The sequence below is a fragment of the Alkalihalobacillus sp. NPDC127517 genome (assembly GCF_050276055.1).
Lineage (GTDB): Bacteria > Bacillota > Bacilli > Bacillales > Bacillaceae_D > Alkalicoccobacillus.
In genome coordinates this window covers 176,141-196,214 of record NZ_JBNNQX010000006.1, presented here as the reverse complement: position 1 = coordinate 196,214, position 20,074 = coordinate 176,141, and the positions used below count along the sequence as shown (strand labels likewise).

Here is a 20,074-nt window from a genome sequence, read left to right as displayed (position 1 = left end):
CAACACACTCCTATAAACAAAATCTTCTATGTCCTATTTTACTTGCTCAAACGCAATCGGACAAGAGCATCAACTAAAAAAGGAGAAAGAAATGACAATCCAATGGCAAGATAACGGAGCTCATATAGCCATCGCCGTACACTCCATTCAGCAAGCAAGGAAGTTTTATGAACAAACGCTCGGCTTGAATTTCATTAAAGAAGAAACGGTTGTAGATCAACAAGTGAACGTAGCATTCTTTTCTTCCGGTTCCATGATGATTGAATTACTTGAACCACTGACAAAAGCGAGTCCAGTCGCAGCATTCCTTGAAAAACGCGGTGAGGGCATTCATCATCTTGCACTAGGAACGAGACACATTGAGCAAACGATGCACACGCTCAGTGGAAGAGGCATTCAATTCACAAATGAAACAAGCACCAAAGGAGCAAATGGAGCAGACATTGCTTTCATTTCTCCTACTCAGACGCACGGCGTATTGTTAGAAGTTTGCGAGAAGCAGTAGGTCATACGTGAATCAGAAGTGATTTTCCTGTAGGATTAAAGGGAAACGGAGGCGTAACATACATATGATAAATGAAACAAGAATGAAAGAAGAATTTATTGAACTAGTGAAAATTGATTCAGAAACAGGCAATGAAGGTGAGATTGCCAAGCATTTAAAACAATCATTTACTGCACTTGGTTTAGACGTATATGAAGATGATGCAGCGGCTAAGACAGGACATGGGGCAGGAAATTTAATAGCTACGCTTGCGGCAACTGATAAGGGAAGTAATCGCACTCCTATCTACTTTACCTCCCATATGGATACCGTGGATCCGGGTAAACAAATTAAACCAAGAGAAGAGAACGGATATATTGTAACGGATGGAACAACCATTCTAGGAGCGGATGACAAAGCTGGACTTGCAGCAATGTTCGAAGCGATACGAGTGTTAAAAGAAGAGAAACTGGAGCATGGAACCATTCAATTTATCATTACGGTTGGTGAAGAGTCTGGATTAGTTGGAGCAAGAGTGCTTGAGGCGGACCGGATCTCTGCTGAATTTGGATATGCACTCGATAGTGATGGACCAGTAGGGGATATTATTGTAGCTGCTCCAACCCAAGCAAAGATTCATGCTAAGATTTTTGGGCGTACTGCACATGCAGGAGTAGAGCCAGAGAAAGGGATCTCTGCTATTACTGTAGCAGCTAAAGCCGTATCCAAAATGCCTTTAGGAAGAATTGATCATGAAACAACAGCTAATATTGGTCGATTTGAAGGTGGTAGTCAAACAAACATTGTATGTGATTATGTTGAGGTTCTTGCTGAGGCGCGTTCGCTCGAAGAAGAGAAACTTCATAAGCAAGTAGGGAAAATGAAACAGGCATTTGAAGAAGCGGCTGAGATGATGGGTACTTCTGCTGAAGTACATATTGAAATTACGTATCCAGGTTATAAGAAATCTGATGCAGACCAAGTGGTACAGATTGCACAAGCTGCTATGAAGAAAATAGGGAGAAAATCAAGATTGCTTGAAAGTGGGGGCGGTAGTGATGCAAACATTATTGCTGGTCTAGGCATTCCTACTGTAAACCTAGCAATTGGATATGAGAATATCCATACAACAGATGAAAAAATGCCACTAACAGAATTAGTGAAATCTGCAGAGGCAATTATAGCCATTACTCAAGAAGTATAGACATATAAAAAAGGACAATTGCTTAAAAAGCATGTCCTTTTTTTCATGTTTCATGTTATTAATGAAGGAATGTCATAGAGAGGTTGTTCGTTTGACCAAATTCTAAACTTTCTAAGATCATTTCTTCAGTATCTCCAATTTGTTCAGATATTTCAGTAATGGTAGGTGTAAATCCTGTCGTTTGTTTGTGCAGGCGGAGATAAGTAAATACCTTTCGTAAAGTGATGTCGTACTCTGATATCGTATGGTTCACTGTAAAGGTCATGTTCTGCCGCACCTCCCGTATACATAGTGGGAATTTTTTAATAACCTAGTATAATACCACCTTATACCATTCGTTATCAAGTAGCAAGTAAACTTTCTTTTAAAAACGAACATTCTTTCGTATAATAAGGTGTATAGAAGGAGGGTTTTCCATGCGAATCTTATTTCATGTCGATATGAATAGCTTCTTTGCTTCGGTTGAACTATCGTTTAGACCGGAATTAAGAGGCAAACCAGTTGCAGTAGCTGGTAGTGTGGAGGATCGCCGTGGCATTATTGTTACTAGTACATATGAAGCACGTGCAAAAGGTGTAAAAACCGCCATGCCTGTCTGGCAGGCGAAGAAAGCGTGTCCTGAGCTTATCTTATTAAAATCAAACTTTGATCGCTATCGCACAGCGTCAAGAAACATGTTCGAAATCTTACGCTCATATACATCGTTAGTTGAACCCGTTTCAATTGATGAAGGGTATATGGAGGTGACGCAATATCATGGACAGGTTCATCCTTATGCATTAGCTGAGCAAATCCAAGAGCACCTTCTAAGAGACATGAATTTGCCGTGTAGCATTGGAATTGCACCCAACAAGTTTCTTGCAAAGATGGCGAGTGATATGAAAAAGCCAAATGGAATTACGATCTTACGTAAAAGAGAATTACCCCAAAAGCTTTGGCCACTTCCAATCCATGAAATGCAAGGGATTGGTAATAAGACGGTAAGCAAGTGGGAAAAAGCAAATATTCTCACCATCGGAGATCTTGCTCAGGCAGATCCTCTTTTTATTGCCGAGAAGTTTGGCTCTACAGCACTTAAGCTCCAAAAAAAAGCCCAGGGTAGTGATGATCGACCAGTAAATCCAGACTCCATTCACGAATTCAAAAGCATAGGCAACTCTACAACTTTACCTAGAGACACATCAAACGAACAAAAGATTGAAACTATTTTAAAGCAGCTATCGGATTCAGTCAGCGACCGATTAGCAAAAAAGAATGTTGTGGCATATGGTATTCAACTTACGATTAAATATCACGACTGGAAAATCACAAATAAAAGTGAGAAGGTCTCAGATGCGTTTCATACAACAGACGAAATCTATCTTCGTGCTAAGGCATTATTTAAGCGCGCTTGGAGCAATAAGCCTGTTCGACTTCTAGGTATTAGTACGTATGATCTTGTTGATAGGCAAGGTGCGTTTAAACAACTAAACCTATTCACCCAAGAAAAAGATCAAAAGGATTATCAATTACAACAAACGATGCAAACCATACAAGATAAGTTTGGTCAGCATTCTCTTATAAAAGGAGCGAACGGATATGAAGCAAGAAAAAAATGGATGGAACAACGTTCGTTGCGCGGGACAAGCCTTGAAAAACCAGATCAGCAGGAATAACTAGAATAAGTATCTATTAACTAGAAGAACAAAACAACCGATATGATATGTAACAGATCGCAGGGCGGGAGTGTATGGAATGCAGGTGAATTCTCTAACTAGTGGGAATGTGGTTCCCAGTGAAAAACCATTGAAGCAGGGAGAAGTGTTGCGCGGAGCAACACTTAAGCCGATATCGGACACAGAAGCAATGATAAACGTTCGTGGAAAAGAAACAACAGTCAAAGTAGATGGTAAGATGCCTACATCAAATCAAGCTACCTTCATTGTTACTTCAGTAGACGAAGATGGGATTCGTGTTCAAGAATGGAATCCTAAAGGGTCAGGCAACTCATCCAAGCTTGGAACTGGGTCTCAAGCTCCTCTTGATCCTAATGATTCCTTATCAAATGAGGCCGTCCGTAATACGAGGGGCTCTCTAATGGAAGCAGCCATTAAGTCAGGCATCAGCCGTCCGTCTGCATTATTACTTGACGCCATGTCACTCGTTCAAGAAAGTGGAAGACCTCTTTCAGAAGAGACCATTCGCGAACTTTCAAATTTCTTAAAATCATCATCTGACAAACCAAAACTCCAAACGGTTGAAGTGTTACTTTCGAAAGATCTACCTGTTCGAGAATCTCATTTGCAAGCCATCCACGAGACCCAAACGGGAAAACCGCTAAATGAGATTGTAAGAGGTCTTGAACAACAGCTTCAACCAAAAGATCAGAATGTAACTAGTTTAAAAGATCGGCTGTTTCAACAAATCATCCAATTAACATCAGGTAAACAGTTATCAAATGTTCAACAGGCTCTAGTAAGAGAATTTCAGTCTCAACTTAGTCAAGCTCTTACGGTAGATAAGATTGATCAGCTTTCTCAATTAATCTCTAAAACCCTACAATCGGATCCGGAATTACAAGGTAAAGCAGAACAACCGAAGCCAGATGAACCTAGTGATATGCATCAATTTAAAAAAGAAAATGTACAAGCTGCTTCAAAACATAAAGAATCATTACATCAGGTCGCAGGTACCTTAGAGATGGATGAAGCGATTCAAACACATATGAAAACAAATAAAGAAGACGCAGCTGTTGTTGAGCGCTCTAGAAACGTAACAGACAAATTTATAGACTCAATAAAAACGTCGGAAATACAAAGTCAAGCGTCTCATACTGAAGGTCATTCTTCTCAATCACAGAAACATCCCTTACTACAAGTGGAGCGTTCAACCGAAGTGAAACAAACATCACAAATTGAACCCAAAATGGCTGTTCAGCAACGAGACCAGTTGCAACAATTCGTTCAAACGATTGAACTAGAAGAAAACCCGTATAAAGCACTAGAATCCATTAATTCAGTCTTACAAGAACAACCGGTTCTAGAAGAAAACCAAGTAAGTAGACTGAAAGATCAGCTTGAGGTGGCGAGCGTACGTTTAGAGGCTGGAAGAGAATTAGCTGCAAGAACCGTTCTTTCCGCAGCCTTAGAGAATGAGCTTTCTACTCTCCACAATCAAATACAACAGCTACCAACTGATGAAGCAAATGAACGGTTTATGCAGAATGATCAAATGGTACCAATGAAAACAAAACAGATCGCTGTAACAACTGTCTCTGAAAAAATGGCTCAATTGACCAATGATTTTAAGGATTTTCAACGAGAGACAGTCCGAACGCTTAGACAGATCCAGGTTGATTTAACTACACCTAATCGTTCAGATACACATGCATCTAAAAATCAACTAGACTCGATCATACGTAAATTAGATCACTCCATCCTGCGCGGTGAAGCGATGCTATTTGCTAACATGAAAACGGAAAAACAATTAATGCTGGCAAGTAGCAAGCTAGCTGAAGCAAGGCAACATCTCACTGCCGGAAGAAGTCAACAAGCGGCAAATATTGTTGCCGAGGTGCAAAAGCAGGTTGAAGCCATTACATACAAACCATCTGAGACTAAGGTAGTGACTGATAGCGCGCTACAGCAACTAAATCAAGAGCAGAGAAAGCCTCAAACCACTCCGCTTTTCCAAATGGAAGAGGCAGCTGTTAAAGCGAAAACAGGTACGGCAAGAGGTGCCTTTGAAGCTGTGAAACAATTAGGGCTTAATCATGAGGCTGATGTCGCACAGAAATTCAGCCAAAGAGAGCCTGAAAAAGACGTGCCACTAGAACGTAATTTAAAGCAGTCTTTAATCCAATTAGTAAAAAGTCAGGATGAGAGTGGTAAAACATCACAACTTGCTAGTCAGGCTCTTCAACATGTAACAGGCCAACAGCTACTAAGTAAACAGGATGCTCAGCCATTACAGAGCTTATTCTTTCAACTACCATTAGTCCTTGAACAAAAAGTAGAACAGCTTCAATGCTACATTCAATCGAAAAAAGAAGGCGAACAAGTCGATTGGCAAAATTGCAGTTTATATTTTCTAATGGAAACACCAAAGCTTGGAGAAATTGGAATTTCAATTAAAGCGGTTCAAAGACAGTTATCCGTTACTCTCACGAATGACCAAAAGGATTTCAAATTAAAAATGGAGCCACTTGTGGAAAAGGCTATAGCAAAGGTAGAGGAAGTTGGTTATTCAATCTCTTCGGTGTCATTCTCACCTTTCTCAAAGAATCAAAACCCGGAATCCATTCAGACGCCTAAAAACCAAGTTTATTCCAGTGATAAAGGATTTGATTTTAAGATATGAATCAATTTCAATACGTGAACCTTAAACAAAAAAAGCAAACAAGCGGTCCGTCTGCAGCTGTCATTCGTTACGAAGATGAATCGGCTGCGCCAAAAGTTGTAGCTCAAGGAAGAGGAAGAGTCGCCAAACAAATGGTGGAGCTCGCTAAGGAACATGATGTACATCTACAAGAAGATTCATCCTTACTTACAAGCTTATTAGACATGGACCTGGGAGATAATATTCCTCCACAATTATATTCAGTCATGGCAGAAATCTTATTATTAATCGAAGAGATGGAAGAAAGCTATTAAGATTGAGCGAAGGATGCCGATATAATAGTTGAGATAAAGGAGTGATCTTGTGCCATTAATTTCTCAAGAGACTTTGCACAAAAAGACGTCTCAAGAACTCACACTGCTTTTATATGAGGCAGCACTTAATAATCTTGAATCGGCAGAGAACCATATTGAACATGATAACTATGAACAAGCAAATAAGCACTTACAGAAAACAAATGATATTCTTGAACGCCTTGGCGTCGGTATAAATTACGAGGCCGGCATCCTTGCCGATCAGCTTGAACAGCTGTATAACTATCTGGCAGATGAAGTAGTCACTGCTAACTTATTAAAAGACAGGGTGCGCATCCAACACGTACATGAAATCATATTAGCCTTATTTAGTGCCATGATCGAAGCTGTTAAAGACAAACGTGTCGCGAATGACCGGATAAATCATAAGCAAACAAATGCATACGAAAAAATGGCTTCATATGAATAAGAAGAGGGAGCGAAATTCGTGAAAATTAACAATAATATTCAAGCTTTAAATGCTTACCGAAACCTAAGCCAAAACCAAATTCACACATCCAAAAACCTTGAAAAGCTATCATCTGGTCTCCGGATTAACCGCGCAGCAGATGATGCAGCAGGTCTTGCCATCTCCGAAAAAATGCGTTCACAAATCCGTGGACTTGATATGGCAGAACGCAATGCGTTAGACGGCGTATCACTCATGCAAACAGCAGAAGGCGCAATGCAGGAAGTGCACTCCATGCTTCAACGTATGCGAGAGCTTGCTGTGCAGGCGGCGAATGATACGAATGATGAGTTTGATCGGGATCAGATACAGGATGAAATAGATCAACTAGTTAAAGAAATTGATTCAATTTCAACAAAAACTGAATTCAACTCTAAAAAATTATTAAATGGAGATTTAGGTACAATTAAATTTCAAATTGGACCGAATGCCGAACAATCTGTAGATTTTACTATTCCAGAAATGAATGCAGAAAAGCTTGGAATTGATGAAATAAGTGTAAAAGACAGTGAAGGAACATCTGGAAACGCAGCTGCTGAAGATGCAATTGAAAAATTAGACGTAGCAATTGCAAACGTCTCTAAGAACCGCTCCACACTCGGCGCCATCCAAAACCGATTAGAGCACACAATCAACAATCTCCAAGTCACAAAAGAAAACTTAACATCATCAGAATCTCGAATCCGAGATGCAGATATGGCTCTAGAAATGACGGAATTCACCCGTAACAATATCTTAAACCAATCAGCGACAGCAATGCTGGCACAAGCAAATCAGCTTCCACAAGGTGTCCTGCAGCTGTTACAATAATCAGTAGACGAGAAGGCATTGTCCTTTTCGTCTTTTTCAGAATGGAAAATGATCTAAGAAAGGCGTGAACCAAATGGACGTAGAGCGGATTATGAGAACCGGTGTCCATAAAGTGGAACGGAAAAAGGCTGAGGTTCAACCTTCTACCACGTTTTCAGAAGTGATGAACAAACAGCGTACAGATAAAGCAGTTGAGCAGTTAACAAAGCTTATGCACAAAGTAGAGGAACAAGGAAAGGTCCTTGCTGAGACAAGAACGATTGACGAATTACATACGTATAAAAAGCTTGTAAAGGAATTCATGGATGATGCAGTAAAGCATGGGTTAAGCTTAGAGGAACGTCGCGGGTTTAACAGAAGAGGCCGCACCAAAATCTACAAGCTTGTTGAAGAGGTTGATCGTAAGCTAATCGACCTTACAAACGATGTACTAGATAAGCAAAAAAGTAGCTTAGATATTTTAAGCAAGGTTGGAGAAATCAAAGGCCTCTTAGTCAATATCTACGCTTAATGTAACCTCCTATTGGCACTAACGTGTGCGTCTTTTTGTTTATTTATTTGGATTCGTGATATACTGCGAAAAAAGGTCAGACAGGATAAAAGGGGCAAAGACTATGGATAGACTCATCTATACCTACAAAACAACAATCGATGCACCCATGAAGCAGGTTTGGGACTTTTTTCAAGATCCACGCAATCTCGCGAAAATTCAACGATTTCCTAAGGTTCAAATTAAAGAAGCGGAAGAACAGTCGGTTGAAGGAAGCGAAATTAACATGAAGATCGGTCTATGGGGTGTTGGATTAAGCTGGAAGGCGACAATTGAGACTGTGAAAAAGCCATATTACTTTGTTGATATCGCTGAGAAACCACCGTTTCCATTCACATATTGGCGTCATACTCACCGTTTCACACGTGAGGATGGTAAAAGCGTCATGACGGATGAGCTTGAGTTTGCTGCAAACGTGCCGAGCGCTGTATCCCATCGAATACTTACGTACATGTTTAAAACAAGAGAAAAACAAATACAACAAGCTTTTCAACAAACAAAAAAAGATGATCGCTAACATGCGGTCATCTTTTTTTGTTACATATGCAAATATTTACTGACTAAGGCAAGAATGGAACGCCTTGTTAAGATACTAACAAACAGACCGTTTTCATCGACCACACACATAAATGGATGATTAATAGAAAGGGTTAAAGCTCGTGCGAATGTAGCATTTTGTTGAATGGTTGGTACATCTGTTTCCATGATATCAGCGACAATTTTGTTTTGAAGTTTGTCGACTTCAATAAATTCGAGTCCAAGCAAGGAATCTAGAATGATGGATTTACTAATCAATCCATGAAGTTTATCTTTCGTATCTAAAACGGGTATTGCTGTATATCCTGATTTCACTAAAACAAGTAACGCATGTTCAAGTGGATTGTTCAACTGAACATGAGCGACTTTTTCTGCGGGAATTAGTAATTCTTCAATCTCTTTATCCATGAGCTGTTGATTTTTTAAAATATCGAACAAGGAAATCACTTCTTTTTTAAGTATTTTTGAACAGCAATTTAATTTTGGGGGTACTCGAGGTTTGAGGCTAAGTGCATCATACCAGTTCTTTCTCTTATCGTACTAAGAGATTTAGCTTTTTGTCAAGAAAACTAAAACGCTTCCAACTTAGCCCATTCAGCTGAATAATCCATCTAATCAAAGGTGATCCTTAAAGATGGAGGTGCTTTAATGCATACAAAACAGACCGTTAAATATATTTGTGAAATCTTTCCCTCAGGAAATTCATATTATTATAAACAAGAAATCATTACGCATGAATGTTGGGATAATCCCGAGTCGCTAGCTTGGTCGAAACCGAGACCCATTTCTAAAAAAACATTCGATAAACGTGTAAAAGAAAAATATCGTGCAGAGTTCATCCAAAAACAGTCAGCTGAAATCCTAGATTTTAACAAGTTTCGAGTGAAACTTTAAACTGATTTTTTTGAATGTTCATTGACATCACTATTCTTAACCGATAGAATACTATTAAACTAATAAAACATATGAAATTACAAGGAATTATGTTTGGCTAAATGAAAAAGGAGGCCACATATGGATCCCTCAAGTAAGCAGGTTTATGATAAGTTGTCAGATCTTTTAGAAAATCTCAAATTTGGATCGGTGACTATTTTTGTTCAGGATGGAAAAGTAGTTCAAATGGAGAAGAACGAAAAAGTTAGAGTGGAAAAAGCAAAATAAAAAGGAGGAGAAAATGTCTAAACTCGTACTCTATGAAAATACCGATGTAGAAGCGTTTAAGCAGCTTAATCAATCATTAGCTCGTTTAGACACCCTGGACATATTGCGTTGGGCTTTTGACATGTATGGGGATGAGCTTGTGTATGCCTGTAGTTTCGGAGCGGAAAGTATGGTGCTAATTGATCTCATTAGTAAAATACGACCAAACGCACACATCTTATTTTTAGATACAGATTTTCACTTTTTAGAGACCTATTCACTCATTAAAGAGGTTCAAGAGAAATATCCAGATCTGCGAATTGAATTAGAGAAACCTGGACTCACTCCTGATGAGCAAGCGGAGATTCATGGAGAGAAGCTTTGGGAAACAAATCCTGATCTATGCTGTAAAATCCGTAAGCTTGATCCGTTAGATAGCAAGCTGAGTCAAAAAGCTGCCTGGATATCGGGCTTAAGAAGAGAACAATCACCTACAAGGGCGAATACCGAATTCGTGAACCAAGATAATCGATTTAAATCAGTAAAGGTTTGCCCTTTAATTCATTGGAAGGAAGACGAGATCTGGATGTACATTAAGCTTCATAAGCTTCCTTACAACTCGTTACATGATCATAACTACCCAAGTATCGGCTGTACTTATTGTACAAAGCCTGTTGCAAAGGGCGCAGACAGTCGTAGTGGAAGATGGTCAAGCACTGATAAAACAGAATGCGGATTGCATCAATAAAGGAGAGGGTTTACATGACGTCAATTTCAGCCCACGGGGGAGAACTGGTTAATAGGTATCAACCAAATTACGATTTATCAAAGGCAAAAGTGGAAATTGAGCTAGACTCATTTGCCTTATCTGATTTGGAATTAATTGCAATTGGTGGATTCAGTCCTTTAACAGGGTTTTTGAATGAAGCTGATTATCATTCAGTCGTATCTTCAATGAGACTAACGGACGGAACGGTTTGGAGTATTCCGATTACGCTGCCTGTTACGGAGGAAACAGCTGCTACGCTCGCTGTTGGAGAAGAAGCGAAATTGGTTTATAATGGAGAAGTATACGGGACGATTACCATTTCAGAATGGTATACACCTGATAAAGAATTGGAAGCGAAACAGGTCTATCTTACAAGTGATTCAGCTCATCCAGGTGTGAAGAAGCTATATGACCGTCCTTCTGTGTATGTTGCAGGATCAATCATTTTAACGAAACGACTTGATAAAGGAAGATTTGAAAGCTATCATATAGACCCTGCTGACACAAGAGCCAGGTTCCTGGAGAACGGTTGGAGTACAATTGTCGGCTTCCAAACGCGTAATCCTGTTCATAGGGCTCATGAGTATATTCAGAAGTCAGCTCTTGAGATAGTTGATGGGCTGCTATTAAACCCACTTGTTGGTGAAACAAAGTCAGATGATATCCCTGCCGATGTCAGAATGGAGAGCTATGAAGTTCTCCTGGATCATTATTATCCAAAAGACCGAGTATCCCTAGCTGTTTTTCCGGCTGCGATGAGGTATGCAGGACCTAGAGAAGCCATTTTCCATGCGTTGGTTCGAAAAAATTATGGATGCACTCATTTTATCGTCGGTAGAGACCATGCTGGTGTGGGTGATTATTATGGAACGTATGATGCTCAACGGATTTTTGATCAGTTTTCAGAAGAAGATCTTGGGATTCGTCCATTATTCTTCGAGCATAGCTTTTATTGCAAGGCTTGTGGAAACATGGCTTCTACAAAAACATGCCCGCATGGTGCGGATGATCGCGTCATCCTATCTGGCACAAAGGTTAGAGAAATGCTTACAAATGGAGAAGTTCCACCTGTAGAGTTTAGTCGGAAAGAAGTAGTGGAAGTCCTCATTCGGGGCATGCAAAAGGTGACTGTATCATGACGAACACGACCTCGAATTTATACTGGCATCAAGCAGAGGTTACAAAAGAAAAACGTCAAGCACTTAAAGGACATAAGAGTGCAGTCATTTGGTTTACTGGTTTATCTGGAGCAGGTAAATCAACCATTGCTAATGCGTTAGAGCAGCGGCTAATCCAAGAAAAAAAGCATTCATATCTTCTGGATGGAGACAATATCCGTTTAGGCTTAAATAAAGGATTAGGCTTTTCAGATGAGGATCGTAAAGAGAATATTCGGAGGATTGGCGAGGTAGCCAAACTATTTGTTGATGCGGGAGTGCTTGTTTCAACTGCCTTTATTTCCCCTTTTAAAGAAGACCGTCAAGCTGTACGCTCACTGCTTGGGGAAGGTGAATTCATTGAAGTGTTTGTACGCTGTTCACTTGAAGAATGTGAGAAAAGAGATCCAAAGGGATTATATAAAAAAGCGAGAGAGGGTGTCATTCCTGAGTTCACAGGAATTAGTTCGCCTTATGAAGAACCAAGTCATCCAGAGCTTATTTTAGATTCAGACAAAGAAGCGGTAGAAGACCTCGTTGAGAAGGTTATCGAGTATCTTAAGTCGAGTGATTTAATATAAAAAGAGGAGAGGGGGGTTCTCTCCTCTTCTTTGCTATTGTTTTGCTTGATTGATGGCTGCATTGGCATTTATTTCTCCGTAGCCGTAATACTGATCGACTCCAGGAGCGCCTAAGTCGGTAGCCGTATCCCGTACAATGTCATAGACTTCATCGTTTGACAAAGAGGGGTTAACGGAGCGAATAAGTGCACACAATCCAGCAACATGAGGACTTGCCATGGAGGTACCAGACATCACTACGTATTGATCATCGAGAAACAAACTCGGGATGCTTGTTCCAGGAGCTGCAATATCGACATGGTCACCGTAGTTAGAATAAAAAGCTCGTTCTTTTGATTCATCTAAAGCAGCAACGGTTAAGACCTCAGGATAAGCAGCAGGATACATGGCATCTCCAACATTGTCATTCCCTGAAGCTGTCACAATGACTACGTCTTTTTCGTAGGCATAACGAATGGCATCATAGAGAACTTTAGAATCATGATAATCACCGAGGCTCATATTCACCACATCTGCCCCGTTATCAACTGCCCAATAAAGACCTTTGGCTACGGCGTAAGAAGACCCTTCGCCATTTTCGTCAAGTACTTTAATCGGTAGGATTTTACTGTTCCAAGACACGCCGGCAATCCCGTCCTGGTTATCCGTTACAGCTGCAGCGATTCCTGATACATGAGTACCATGACCATGTTGATCGGTTGCATCTTCAGTGTCATCAATTGCGTTGTAGCCTGTTTCTGATTTATTCTTAAGTTCAATATGATTTGGATCAATACCTGTATCAATGATAGCGATGGTTACACCAGAACCGTCTGTGTCATTCCATGCTTTTTCAAGATCAAGCTGTTTCAAATTCCATTGATAAGGTTCAAAAAATTCATCGTTAGGAATGGCGTCTTGTTTAGCAAAACGATAATCAGGCTCAGCATAGATTACATAAGGACTGCCCTCTAGCTGATTCAACAACTCTTTGGAGCTTGTATCTTTTTTCTCAACTAAATAGAAGGGTTCGTTGGTTTCAATGATCGTAAGCTGATCATTTGCTTCAAAGAACTTCTTAGCATCACTCGCAGACTTTAGCTTAACGACTGCACGGCTCTCATGGAAATGTTCTGTTGCGTTCATTGGTCTTTGATCCTCTGAATGAACAACGATTTTCCAGCCAAGCTCGGATACCGTCTCGATATGTTGACCTGATGGTACATCGTCCATCGTTTTCCATTCAACATTGGTGTTTTCGTTTGAAGCAAAGAAATTTCCACCTGCATCAGCTACAGATGCAATATCCTTTATAAAGGACTTCACAAACGTTAGATCTACTTCACCGATAATAGTCGAGCCGTCTTCAAGTGTTTTACCTAGAAGCATATACTGGCTACCATTTCGTTCATATGGATCTGAGTACTGATGATCTCCTTTAGCTTGGTCTAGGTTGCTTAGATTTGGTTCTCCTTGAAAACCAGCGCTTTCAAGAACTTGATGATCCTTCATTCGGGCATATCCTGTAATATGAGGATGTTCCTTCAGTTCTTCCTGAAAAGATGCAGTCGACATGGAGGAAGAATCGGCCCAGGCTTCAAGCTGTTGATTGATTTGTTGGATAAAGAGTGAGGTTGTTTGTTTTAAGTCACTCGCTAACAATCGATCCATTGAATGGACGTCGTATTGTTGCTTGACTGAGACCCCTTGATCATCTGCTGCTTGATCTGTAGGAAACGTATAACTTGCTGCAACAACGACAAGGGCGCATGCCGCAATAATTAGAAGAGGTTTGATAAAACGTTTAAGATTCATGTGATTACAGACTCCTTTGTCCTGCCAAAAATTGAGTAGACCTTAATAATTGGTAGTATGACTCGAAGTGAACATTAAAATCATGGAATAAATAGCCACACAAAAAAACAGGAAGCGCAATGCTCCCTGCTTTCAATGTACTTTATTTACGGATATTAAATGCAGCGTTAATTTGGCCTCGAAGCATCCGTTCACGTACTTCTTGTTTCTTAATGGCTTTTTGTTCCATTTTTCTGATTTCGAACGTTTGCATTCCATCTTCCATCTTGTTAGCAATATCAATTAAACGTTCAACATCAAGAAAAGAGTATTTACGAGTTCCGCCCTTTGAACGTTCGGGAAACAATAACTTTCGCTCTTCATAATAACGAATTTTCCGTTCAGATAACCCAGTAAGTTCGCTTACTATCCCAATGGTGATGACTTTTTTATCTTTATAAGACAACTGTTCCACCTCACTAAAAATCACTGCAACCAGTTTCTTTGTAATAATATATCACAATCAATTTTAGTTGTCTGACACTATGGAAGATAATCTTACATTTTTAATGGGAATACTTTCCCAATAGAAAGAGCGTGCATAAAAAGGAGAGACTCTCATGCAAAATAAAAGTTTTGTTTCATTTGTTGGCGCAGGTCCAGGAGATGCTGGTCTTTTAACGGTAAAGGCTTTAGAACGATTAAAAGAAGCAGATGTCATTTTGTATGATCGGCTTGTAAATCCAATATTGCTTGAACATTGCCATCCCCGTGCTCAATTAGTGTATTGCGGAAAGCTTCCCGATAGACATTTAATTAGACAGGAATCCATTAATGAGTTACTTGTTACCTATGCAAGTGAAGGGAACAAGGTTGTCAGATTAAAAGGCGGAGATCCTGGGGTATTTGGACGAGTGGGGGAGGAAGCACAAGCGCTCGATCCTTATCAGATCCCATATGAAATCATTCCAGGCATCACTTCCGGCATTGGAGCCCCGTTATACGCAGGAATACCGGTTACCTATCGAAACGTCAGTACGTCCTTTGCGGTTGTTACAGGACACAACCAAACGGGAACATCAACCATCGACTGGCAGGCTCTAGCCAATGGAGTGGATACCCTTGCTTTTTATATGGGAGTAAAGAAATTAGATGAAATTACGTCGAATCTGATTTTGTATGGACGAAGCGCTGATCAACCTGTAAAAGTAATCCAATGGGGAACGCTTGGAAAGCAGCGAACAGTCACGGGTACGCTCTCAACCATTGTTCGAAAAGTAAAAGAAGCGCAGATTTCAAACCCGGCTATTACATTAGTAGGAGATGTAGCAGGGATTGGAGAAGGGACATCAAGCTGGTTTGAATCTCAACCTTTATTTAATACACATGTTTTACTCGCGCGCAGTTCACATCAAGAAAGCATTGGCGCCGAGAAGTTGCGGACGCTTGGAGCGGAAGTGTTTGAATATCCGAGGTGGCAGATCAAACAGAACCATTTTCCTGATGGGATTAATCTTTCTTCCTTTCAACAAATTCAGCTTGAGGCCGTAGAAGATGTAGAATGGTTTTTTGACTGGTTGTTTAGTTTAAAGATGGATATACGAGAAATTCGAGCAGACGTAGTTGCGAAAACAAAAGCAGGTAGAGTGGCGTTGGCCAAGCGAGGGATTCAAGCGAGTCAAAAGGAATGGAGTTCTGATCGTACTTCCCTCATCCTTGGTCAAACGGAGCCAGTTGAGGTAAACTTATCTCATCAATTTATTTGCACGCATCAACTATTGCCATTCTTGCAATCCAATCAAACACTCCTTCGTTTATATGATGAAGAAAGAATTGAAGTGGTAGTGGTACCAAATGCAAAATCAGTGGAAAGTCTCATACAAGGTGCGTTTGAACTTGGGTTAACTCCCGAAGAATGGAGTACGAAGGTTCGAGTTGTCTGCTTTGGACAAGCATCAGAAGCAGCGGCTAAAAAGGCTGGTTTTTCAATTACACATACGTTAAGAGAGCCAAGTTGGGACGTGTTAACAGATTGGTTATTGGAACAAAAAAGGAGCTGGACAACGTGAAAATGGCTATCTTATATGTGGGCCACGGAAGCAGAGTAGAAGCAGGGAATCAGGAGCTTTTATCCTTCATTGAAAAAACAAAAACACAGTTTCCTGATGTGCCGATTCAAGAAACAGGATTCATAGAACTTACCTCTCCAACGATTGTTGAGGCTGCCCGTGCCTGTGTGGAGCAAGGAGCCACACATATTGCGGTGGTCCCTGTATTATTGCTTACAGCCATGCATGCTAAAGAAGACATTCCTGAAGAAATCGAGAAAGCGCAAAAGCAGTTCCCTCATGTTCGCTTTGCATATGGAAGACCGTTCGGAATTGAACCAATCATTGTTGATTTAATTAAACAAAGAGCTGAAGAGGCAGGATTAAAGTCTATTGATCACCGTCCAACCTTTGAAGATCGTGAAGCCGTTACGCTCGTTCTTGTGGGACGAGGGAGTAGTGATCCTGAACAAACAAGTGATCTTTTTAAAATTGCTCGTTTGGCCTGGGAACAGACACCTATTAAAGATGTAGAGGTGTGCTTCATTGCTGCCACGCATCCAACTGTAGATGAAGGACTAGAAAAAGCAGCTCGTCTTGAAGCCGACACCATTTATGTTATTCCTTATTTGCTTTTTACAGGCGTGTTAATGAAAGGTTTAGAAAAGCAACTAGCGGAGTTAAATCAACGATCCGATAAGACGTTTATCTTAGGTGATTATTTAGGGTTTGACGATCAACTCATACATGTACTAAAGAAACGTACAAATGAGGTACTGGCGAAACTGGGGTGAGGTAAATGCCGGATCGAATTCCTTTAATGGTAAATGTAAACGAAAGGACCGTTACGTGTGTTGGTGGTGGTAAGGTAGCAGCCAAACGAATTCCCATTCTCGTTCAGGCTGGAGCGATTGTAACGATCATTTCTCCAACACTTGACGACGAACTAGTTAGCTTGATTCCTGACCTATGTTGGGAGAAGCGAAAACTGACTCGTGCAGAGACATTTACAAGCGATATTCTGTTTATTTCAACAAATAATTCGTTGTTGAATGATGAACTTATCGCGAAAGCAGCTAAAGGACAGTGGATTTACGCAGCGCATAATGCGAAGGTGAGCGACTTTCATTTTCCAGCTGTGTTAGAAGAACCTCCTGTTTCATTAGCCATACACACAGGAGGTACGTACCCGGCGTATCTTCCTAAACTAAAGTCCATCCTCAGTGATGCGTTAGAAGAAGCAAATGTACAGGAAGAGCTTAAGATGTTAGCGGAAGTTCGCGAAACTGTTTTGAATCATCCAACGCTTTCCAAGGAGAAACGAACGGAGCTTTTACGAGCATGTGTATCGGATGCATTTTTAAAACATCCGGAAAAGGATCAGCTTCTCAGGCAATGGATCCATGAAAAAAGCGTTTAGGCTTCTGCCCAAACGCTTTTTATTATGCATCTTTATTATAATGTAGCTTAGCTACAGCGTCGTGCTGGTGGATGGACTCTTCGTTTCTGCAATGAATTGTGAATTCGCGCACTTCCTCATGCTCATACAAGTCAGCTGCTACAAGTCGTGCCAGATCTTCAACAAAGCGAGGATTTTCATATGCTCGTTCGGTAACGGCTTTTTCATCAGGTCGTTTCAGTACTGGGTATAGAATTGAGCTGGCATTAGATTCAGCAGCTTCAACTAAAGCCGTTTTCCAGTCCGTCTGTGAATCTTCCGTTGTACGAATGGACATGGTCACAAAGCTGCGTTGGTTATGAGCGCTGTACTCACTAATTTCCTTTGAGCAAGGGCATAGCGTAGTCACTGCTGCTTCAAGACTAATCTCTGTTTTGTAACCTGTAGCCTCATCAAATTCAACTTTGTATGTTAACTCAGCGTGTGCTAAGCCCTCTTTATCCGTCTCAGGTGCTTTTTTCACAAAGAACCAAGGGAATGTAACTTCGATTTGAGCTCCTGTTTGATTCATTTCACGAGCCAGAATAGCTGCTAACTCACGAAGAGTTTCAGGCGAAAGTAGATGAACCTGATAAAAGGAATGTAATTGCTCCGTTAAACGGCTCATGTTAATGCCTTTAAAGTCCGCACCTAAATTCGTTGTCAAACGAAACTCAGCAGTAGCAGTTTGCGTTTCAGGCGCCCAAACCGATTCAACCATAACTGGATACTTCACTTTAGAAATACCTACTTGTTGGATGGGGAAAAAGTAATCTGAAGGCTTGTTTTGTAAGTCAGGCATGTCTTCCTTTGTTTTGGGTTTTGTACCCTCTATTGGTTCAACTGAGCCAAACATACGATGGCGTTCAGCTTTTGGTGGTAATACACGTGTCATCTGCGTTCACTCCGGTCTCTCTAGTATTCCAAGTGTGCTTGGTCTCTATTTAACGTACTTGTATTTTACAACATCTTAAGGAGGACAAACAACAAAATACGATTAGAATCGATACAATTCTAAAATTTTCCTAAATTAAACTGGAAACAGCTATTTATTTTTAAAAGCCAATGTAAAATGAATGTAAGATTAAGGAGGGATGGATAAAGTGAAGCAACAACTAGTTCTTGGCTTGAGCTTCTTGTTATTTACGCTCACTGCCTGTCAGGCTGTGAACGCAGAAGTGGAACAAAACGAAATAAAACCTAAGCAGCTTTCAGAAAATGAGTATGAGCTATTAGAAGTCATTACAGATTACGGAGTCTGGATCGATGTTGGCCAATTAAATCAAAGCAAGCAAGTGAAAATCGGAATGGACTATTATATAGATGGTGAACGTGTGGAAGAAGGATTTGAAATGACGCCTGATCCGAATCACCCGATTCAATCAATCCTTATTGCCCTAAATATTAATGGAGAGAATAATGATCAGTTAGATGGAATCGTTCAAGTGAATGACGACGAAGGAATGGTCCGCACTAATTTTAATCAAGTATTACCAGTATTTGAGCATATGGGGCATGCAAGTATCGAGTTGTATGGTGAAGGAGTATTGATTAATGAGGTTGAAAAAACCTTTATTGGATCATATCAAATTGGAGAGGACATCACTCCGATTGAACTTAATGACATTGAATCTATGCAAAGCCCGGGTCACTTACTTGCATTTTATATTGAATATGAATAAAGGAGTACACATTTGAAACATTTAATAAAATATATATATATCTTAAGTCTAGGCATACTTCTAATGGGGTGTTCACAGACGGAACTAACGATTAAAGAAGCAGAATTAACTGATAATGAAGAAATATTATTTGATTCGATCGGAAAAGAAACCTATTTATTTGATTTGGAAGGTGAACTTAAAAAGGGTAAAGCAATGAGTGTGGGTGTAGAGGAATATATCTATGGGGAATTAAAAGATGATCGAGTCCTCTTATCTCTTGGGAAAAGTGCAAACGAAGATGAAGAGCGTGTCGAGGAGAATTACAAAAAGTTATTTATCATGCTCAATGAAGATGATGATTCTCAGATGTCAGTGGATGTACGAGTCAGTTCTGAGAGTGGTTTTTATTCATTAGCCTCGGCTGAGATAGGATCGATTAATGTGGAGGAAAAAGCCTATTCATCTGATGAGAACATCGGGGAAGAAGCACTCAATCTAATGGGTGAAAACGAAGAAGATGAAAGAACCTATATAGCACATCTGGCTATTAGTCCTAATGGAGCCTTTAGAAGCTTTGATATTGAGCATGCTATTCAACCAAATGATGATTATGAATTTCTATACCTTTTTTATGTTGAAACACATGATTATGAAGAATAATTGTCTTTCATACAGTAACAATACCTCACATGTAGCTAAAGCCTTCTAACGCTTTCAAACTGGCTCTCTTTGTCTTCTTTCTAGCCTTAGCATCTTTGCGGAAAGTGCATAACTATGCTA

Annotated in this window: 24 protein-coding genes; 19 read left to right on the top strand and 5 right to left on the bottom strand. The window is 40.2% G+C overall.

Annotation, left to right across the window (positions count from 1 at the left end; genetic code table 11):
• The first annotated feature begins 91 nt into the window (after positions 1-91).
• Positions 92-505 (top strand): methylmalonyl-CoA epimerase, encoded by a 414-nt coding sequence (gene mce / locus ACQKKO_RS10040; RefSeq protein WP_498646747.1) that lies wholly within the window; start codon positions 92-94, stop codon positions 503-505.
• A gap of 64 nt (positions 506-569) precedes the next feature.
• Positions 570-1,688: a M20/M25/M40 family metallo-hydrolase gene (locus tag ACQKKO_RS10035; protein WP_498646745.1), complete on the top strand. Its 1,119-nt coding sequence runs from the start codon at positions 570-572 to the stop codon at positions 1,686-1,688.
• Between the two features lie 58 nt (positions 1,689-1,746).
• Here the strand turns inward: ACQKKO_RS10035 and ACQKKO_RS10030 are convergent, their stop codons facing one another.
• On the bottom strand, positions 1,747-1,953 hold the full coding sequence (locus ACQKKO_RS10030) for a hypothetical protein (protein WP_498646744.1): 207 nt from the start codon (positions 1,951-1,953) through the stop codon (positions 1,747-1,749).
• Between the two features lie 151 nt (positions 1,954-2,104).
• On the opposite strand from ACQKKO_RS10030, the gene ACQKKO_RS10025 reads away from it, so the two are divergent.
• The 7 genes from ACQKKO_RS10025 to ACQKKO_RS09995 all read left to right on the top strand — a co-directional run bounded on the left by ACQKKO_RS10025 (position 2,105) and on the right by ACQKKO_RS09995 (position 8,704).
• The gene (locus ACQKKO_RS10025; protein ID WP_498646742.1) at positions 2,105-3,343 is read left to right on the top strand and encodes a DNA polymerase IV; all 1,239 of its coding nucleotides are present in this window, start codon (positions 2,105-2,107) and stop codon (positions 3,341-3,343) included.
• 79 nt (positions 3,344-3,422) lie between these two features.
• The gene (locus ACQKKO_RS10020; protein ID WP_498646740.1) at positions 3,423-6,026 is read left to right on the top strand and encodes a hypothetical protein; all 2,604 of its coding nucleotides are present in this window, start codon (positions 3,423-3,425) and stop codon (positions 6,024-6,026) included.
• Positions 6,023-6,319: an EscU/YscU/HrcU family type III secretion system export apparatus switch protein gene (locus ACQKKO_RS10015; protein ID WP_498646738.1), complete on the top strand. Its 297-nt coding sequence runs from the start codon at positions 6,023-6,025 to the stop codon at positions 6,317-6,319. The genes ACQKKO_RS10020 and ACQKKO_RS10015 overlap by 4 nt, the downstream gene beginning before the upstream one ends.
• 49 nt (positions 6,320-6,368) lie before the next feature.
• A complete protein-coding gene (locus tag ACQKKO_RS10010; RefSeq protein WP_498646736.1) occupies positions 6,369-6,788 on the top strand; it encodes a flagellar export chaperone FliS in 420 nt (139 codons plus the stop codon).
• A gap of 18 nt (positions 6,789-6,806) precedes the next feature.
• A complete protein-coding gene (locus ACQKKO_RS10005; protein ID WP_498646734.1) occupies positions 6,807-7,637 on the top strand; it encodes a flagellin N-terminal helical domain-containing protein in 831 nt (276 codons plus the stop codon).
• Positions 7,638-7,710: 73 nt separating this feature from the next.
• Positions 7,711-8,148, top strand: a complete 438-nt coding sequence (locus ACQKKO_RS10000) for a YaaR family protein (RefSeq protein ID WP_479822883.1) — start codon at positions 7,711-7,713, stop codon at positions 8,146-8,148.
• Positions 8,149-8,251: 103 nt separating this feature from the next.
• Entirely contained in the window at positions 8,252-8,704 is a 453-nt protein-coding gene (locus tag ACQKKO_RS09995) for an SRPBCC family protein (protein WP_498646732.1), read from the top strand.
• A gap of 20 nt (positions 8,705-8,724) precedes the next feature.
• On the opposite strand, the gene cbpB is transcribed toward ACQKKO_RS09995, so the two are convergent.
• Entirely contained in the window at positions 8,725-9,162 is a 438-nt protein-coding gene (gene cbpB / locus ACQKKO_RS09990; protein ID WP_498646730.1) for a cyclic-di-AMP-binding protein CbpB, read from the bottom strand.
• 210 nt (positions 9,163-9,372) lie between these two features.
• On the opposite strand from cbpB, the gene ACQKKO_RS09985 reads away from it, so the two are divergent.
• The 5 genes from ACQKKO_RS09985 (at position 9,373) to cysC (ending at position 12,371) form a co-directional block, all read left to right on the top strand.
• Positions 9,373-9,618 carry a hypothetical protein gene (locus ACQKKO_RS09985; RefSeq protein ID WP_498646728.1) on the top strand — a complete coding sequence of 82 codons (246 nt, stop codon included), beginning with the start codon at positions 9,373-9,375 and terminating at the stop codon, positions 9,616-9,618.
• A 120-nt stretch (positions 9,619-9,738) separates the two neighbouring features.
• Positions 9,739-9,885: a YezD family protein gene (locus tag ACQKKO_RS09980; RefSeq protein ID WP_203086528.1), complete on the top strand. Its 147-nt coding sequence runs from the start codon at positions 9,739-9,741 to the stop codon at positions 9,883-9,885.
• 13 nt (positions 9,886-9,898) lie between these two features.
• Positions 9,899-10,612 (top strand): phosphoadenylyl-sulfate reductase, encoded by a 714-nt coding sequence (locus ACQKKO_RS09975; protein WP_498646725.1) that lies wholly within the window; start codon positions 9,899-9,901, stop codon positions 10,610-10,612.
• Positions 10,613-10,626: 14 nt separating this feature from the next.
• The gene (gene sat / locus ACQKKO_RS09970; RefSeq protein ID WP_498646723.1) at positions 10,627-11,772 is read left to right on the top strand and encodes a sulfate adenylyltransferase; all 1,146 of its coding nucleotides are present in this window, start codon (positions 10,627-10,629) and stop codon (positions 11,770-11,772) included.
• Positions 11,769-12,371 carry an adenylyl-sulfate kinase gene (gene cysC, locus ACQKKO_RS09965; protein WP_498646721.1) on the top strand — a complete coding sequence of 201 codons (603 nt, stop codon included), beginning with the start codon at positions 11,769-11,771 and terminating at the stop codon, positions 12,369-12,371. Before sat ends, cysC begins: the two co-directional genes overlap by 4 nt.
• Before the next feature lie 33 nt (positions 12,372-12,404).
• Here the strand turns inward: cysC and ACQKKO_RS09960 are convergent, their stop codons facing one another.
• Positions 12,405-14,165, bottom strand: a complete 1,761-nt coding sequence (locus tag ACQKKO_RS09960; RefSeq protein WP_498646720.1) for a S8 family peptidase — start codon at positions 14,163-14,165, stop codon at positions 12,405-12,407.
• Between the two features lie 142 nt (positions 14,166-14,307).
• Complete coding sequence (locus ACQKKO_RS09955) at positions 14,308-14,610, bottom strand: MerR family transcriptional regulator (protein ID WP_143848559.1); 303 nt, start codon at positions 14,608-14,610, stop codon at positions 14,308-14,310.
• Positions 14,611-14,764: 154 nt separating this feature from the next.
• Between ACQKKO_RS09955 and cobA the strand changes: the two genes are divergently transcribed.
• The 3 genes from cobA to ACQKKO_RS09940 are packed head-to-tail and all read left to right on the top strand — an operon-like array spanning position 14,765 to position 17,612.
• The gene (cobA, locus tag ACQKKO_RS09950; protein ID WP_498646718.1) at positions 14,765-16,213 is read left to right on the top strand and encodes a uroporphyrinogen-III C-methyltransferase; all 1,449 of its coding nucleotides are present in this window, start codon (positions 14,765-14,767) and stop codon (positions 16,211-16,213) included.
• A gap of 2 nt (positions 16,214-16,215) precedes the next feature.
• On the top strand, positions 16,216-16,986 hold the full coding sequence (locus ACQKKO_RS09945) for a sirohydrochlorin chelatase (RefSeq protein WP_498646920.1): 771 nt from the start codon (positions 16,216-16,218) through the stop codon (positions 16,984-16,986).
• 5 nt (positions 16,987-16,991) lie between these two features.
• Entirely contained in the window at positions 16,992-17,612 is a 621-nt protein-coding gene (locus ACQKKO_RS09940; protein WP_498646716.1) for a precorrin-2 dehydrogenase/sirohydrochlorin ferrochelatase family protein, read from the top strand.
• A 22-nt stretch (positions 17,613-17,634) separates the two neighbouring features.
• Here the strand turns inward: ACQKKO_RS09940 and folE2 are convergent, their stop codons facing one another.
• Positions 17,635-18,525, bottom strand: a complete 891-nt coding sequence (folE2, locus tag ACQKKO_RS09935; protein ID WP_498646714.1) for a GTP cyclohydrolase FolE2 — start codon at positions 18,523-18,525, stop codon at positions 17,635-17,637.
• A gap of 208 nt (positions 18,526-18,733) precedes the next feature.
• Between folE2 and ACQKKO_RS09930 the strand changes: the two genes are divergently transcribed.
• Positions 18,734-19,312 (top strand): YgaN family protein, encoded by a 579-nt coding sequence (locus ACQKKO_RS09930; RefSeq protein WP_498646713.1) that lies wholly within the window; start codon positions 18,734-18,736, stop codon positions 19,310-19,312.
• Positions 19,313-19,324: 12 nt separating this feature from the next.
• Positions 19,325-19,954, top strand: coding sequence for a YgaN family protein (locus ACQKKO_RS09925; RefSeq protein ID WP_498646711.1), 630 nt, complete (start codon positions 19,325-19,327; stop codon positions 19,952-19,954).
• Positions 19,955-20,074 lie beyond the last annotated feature (120 nt).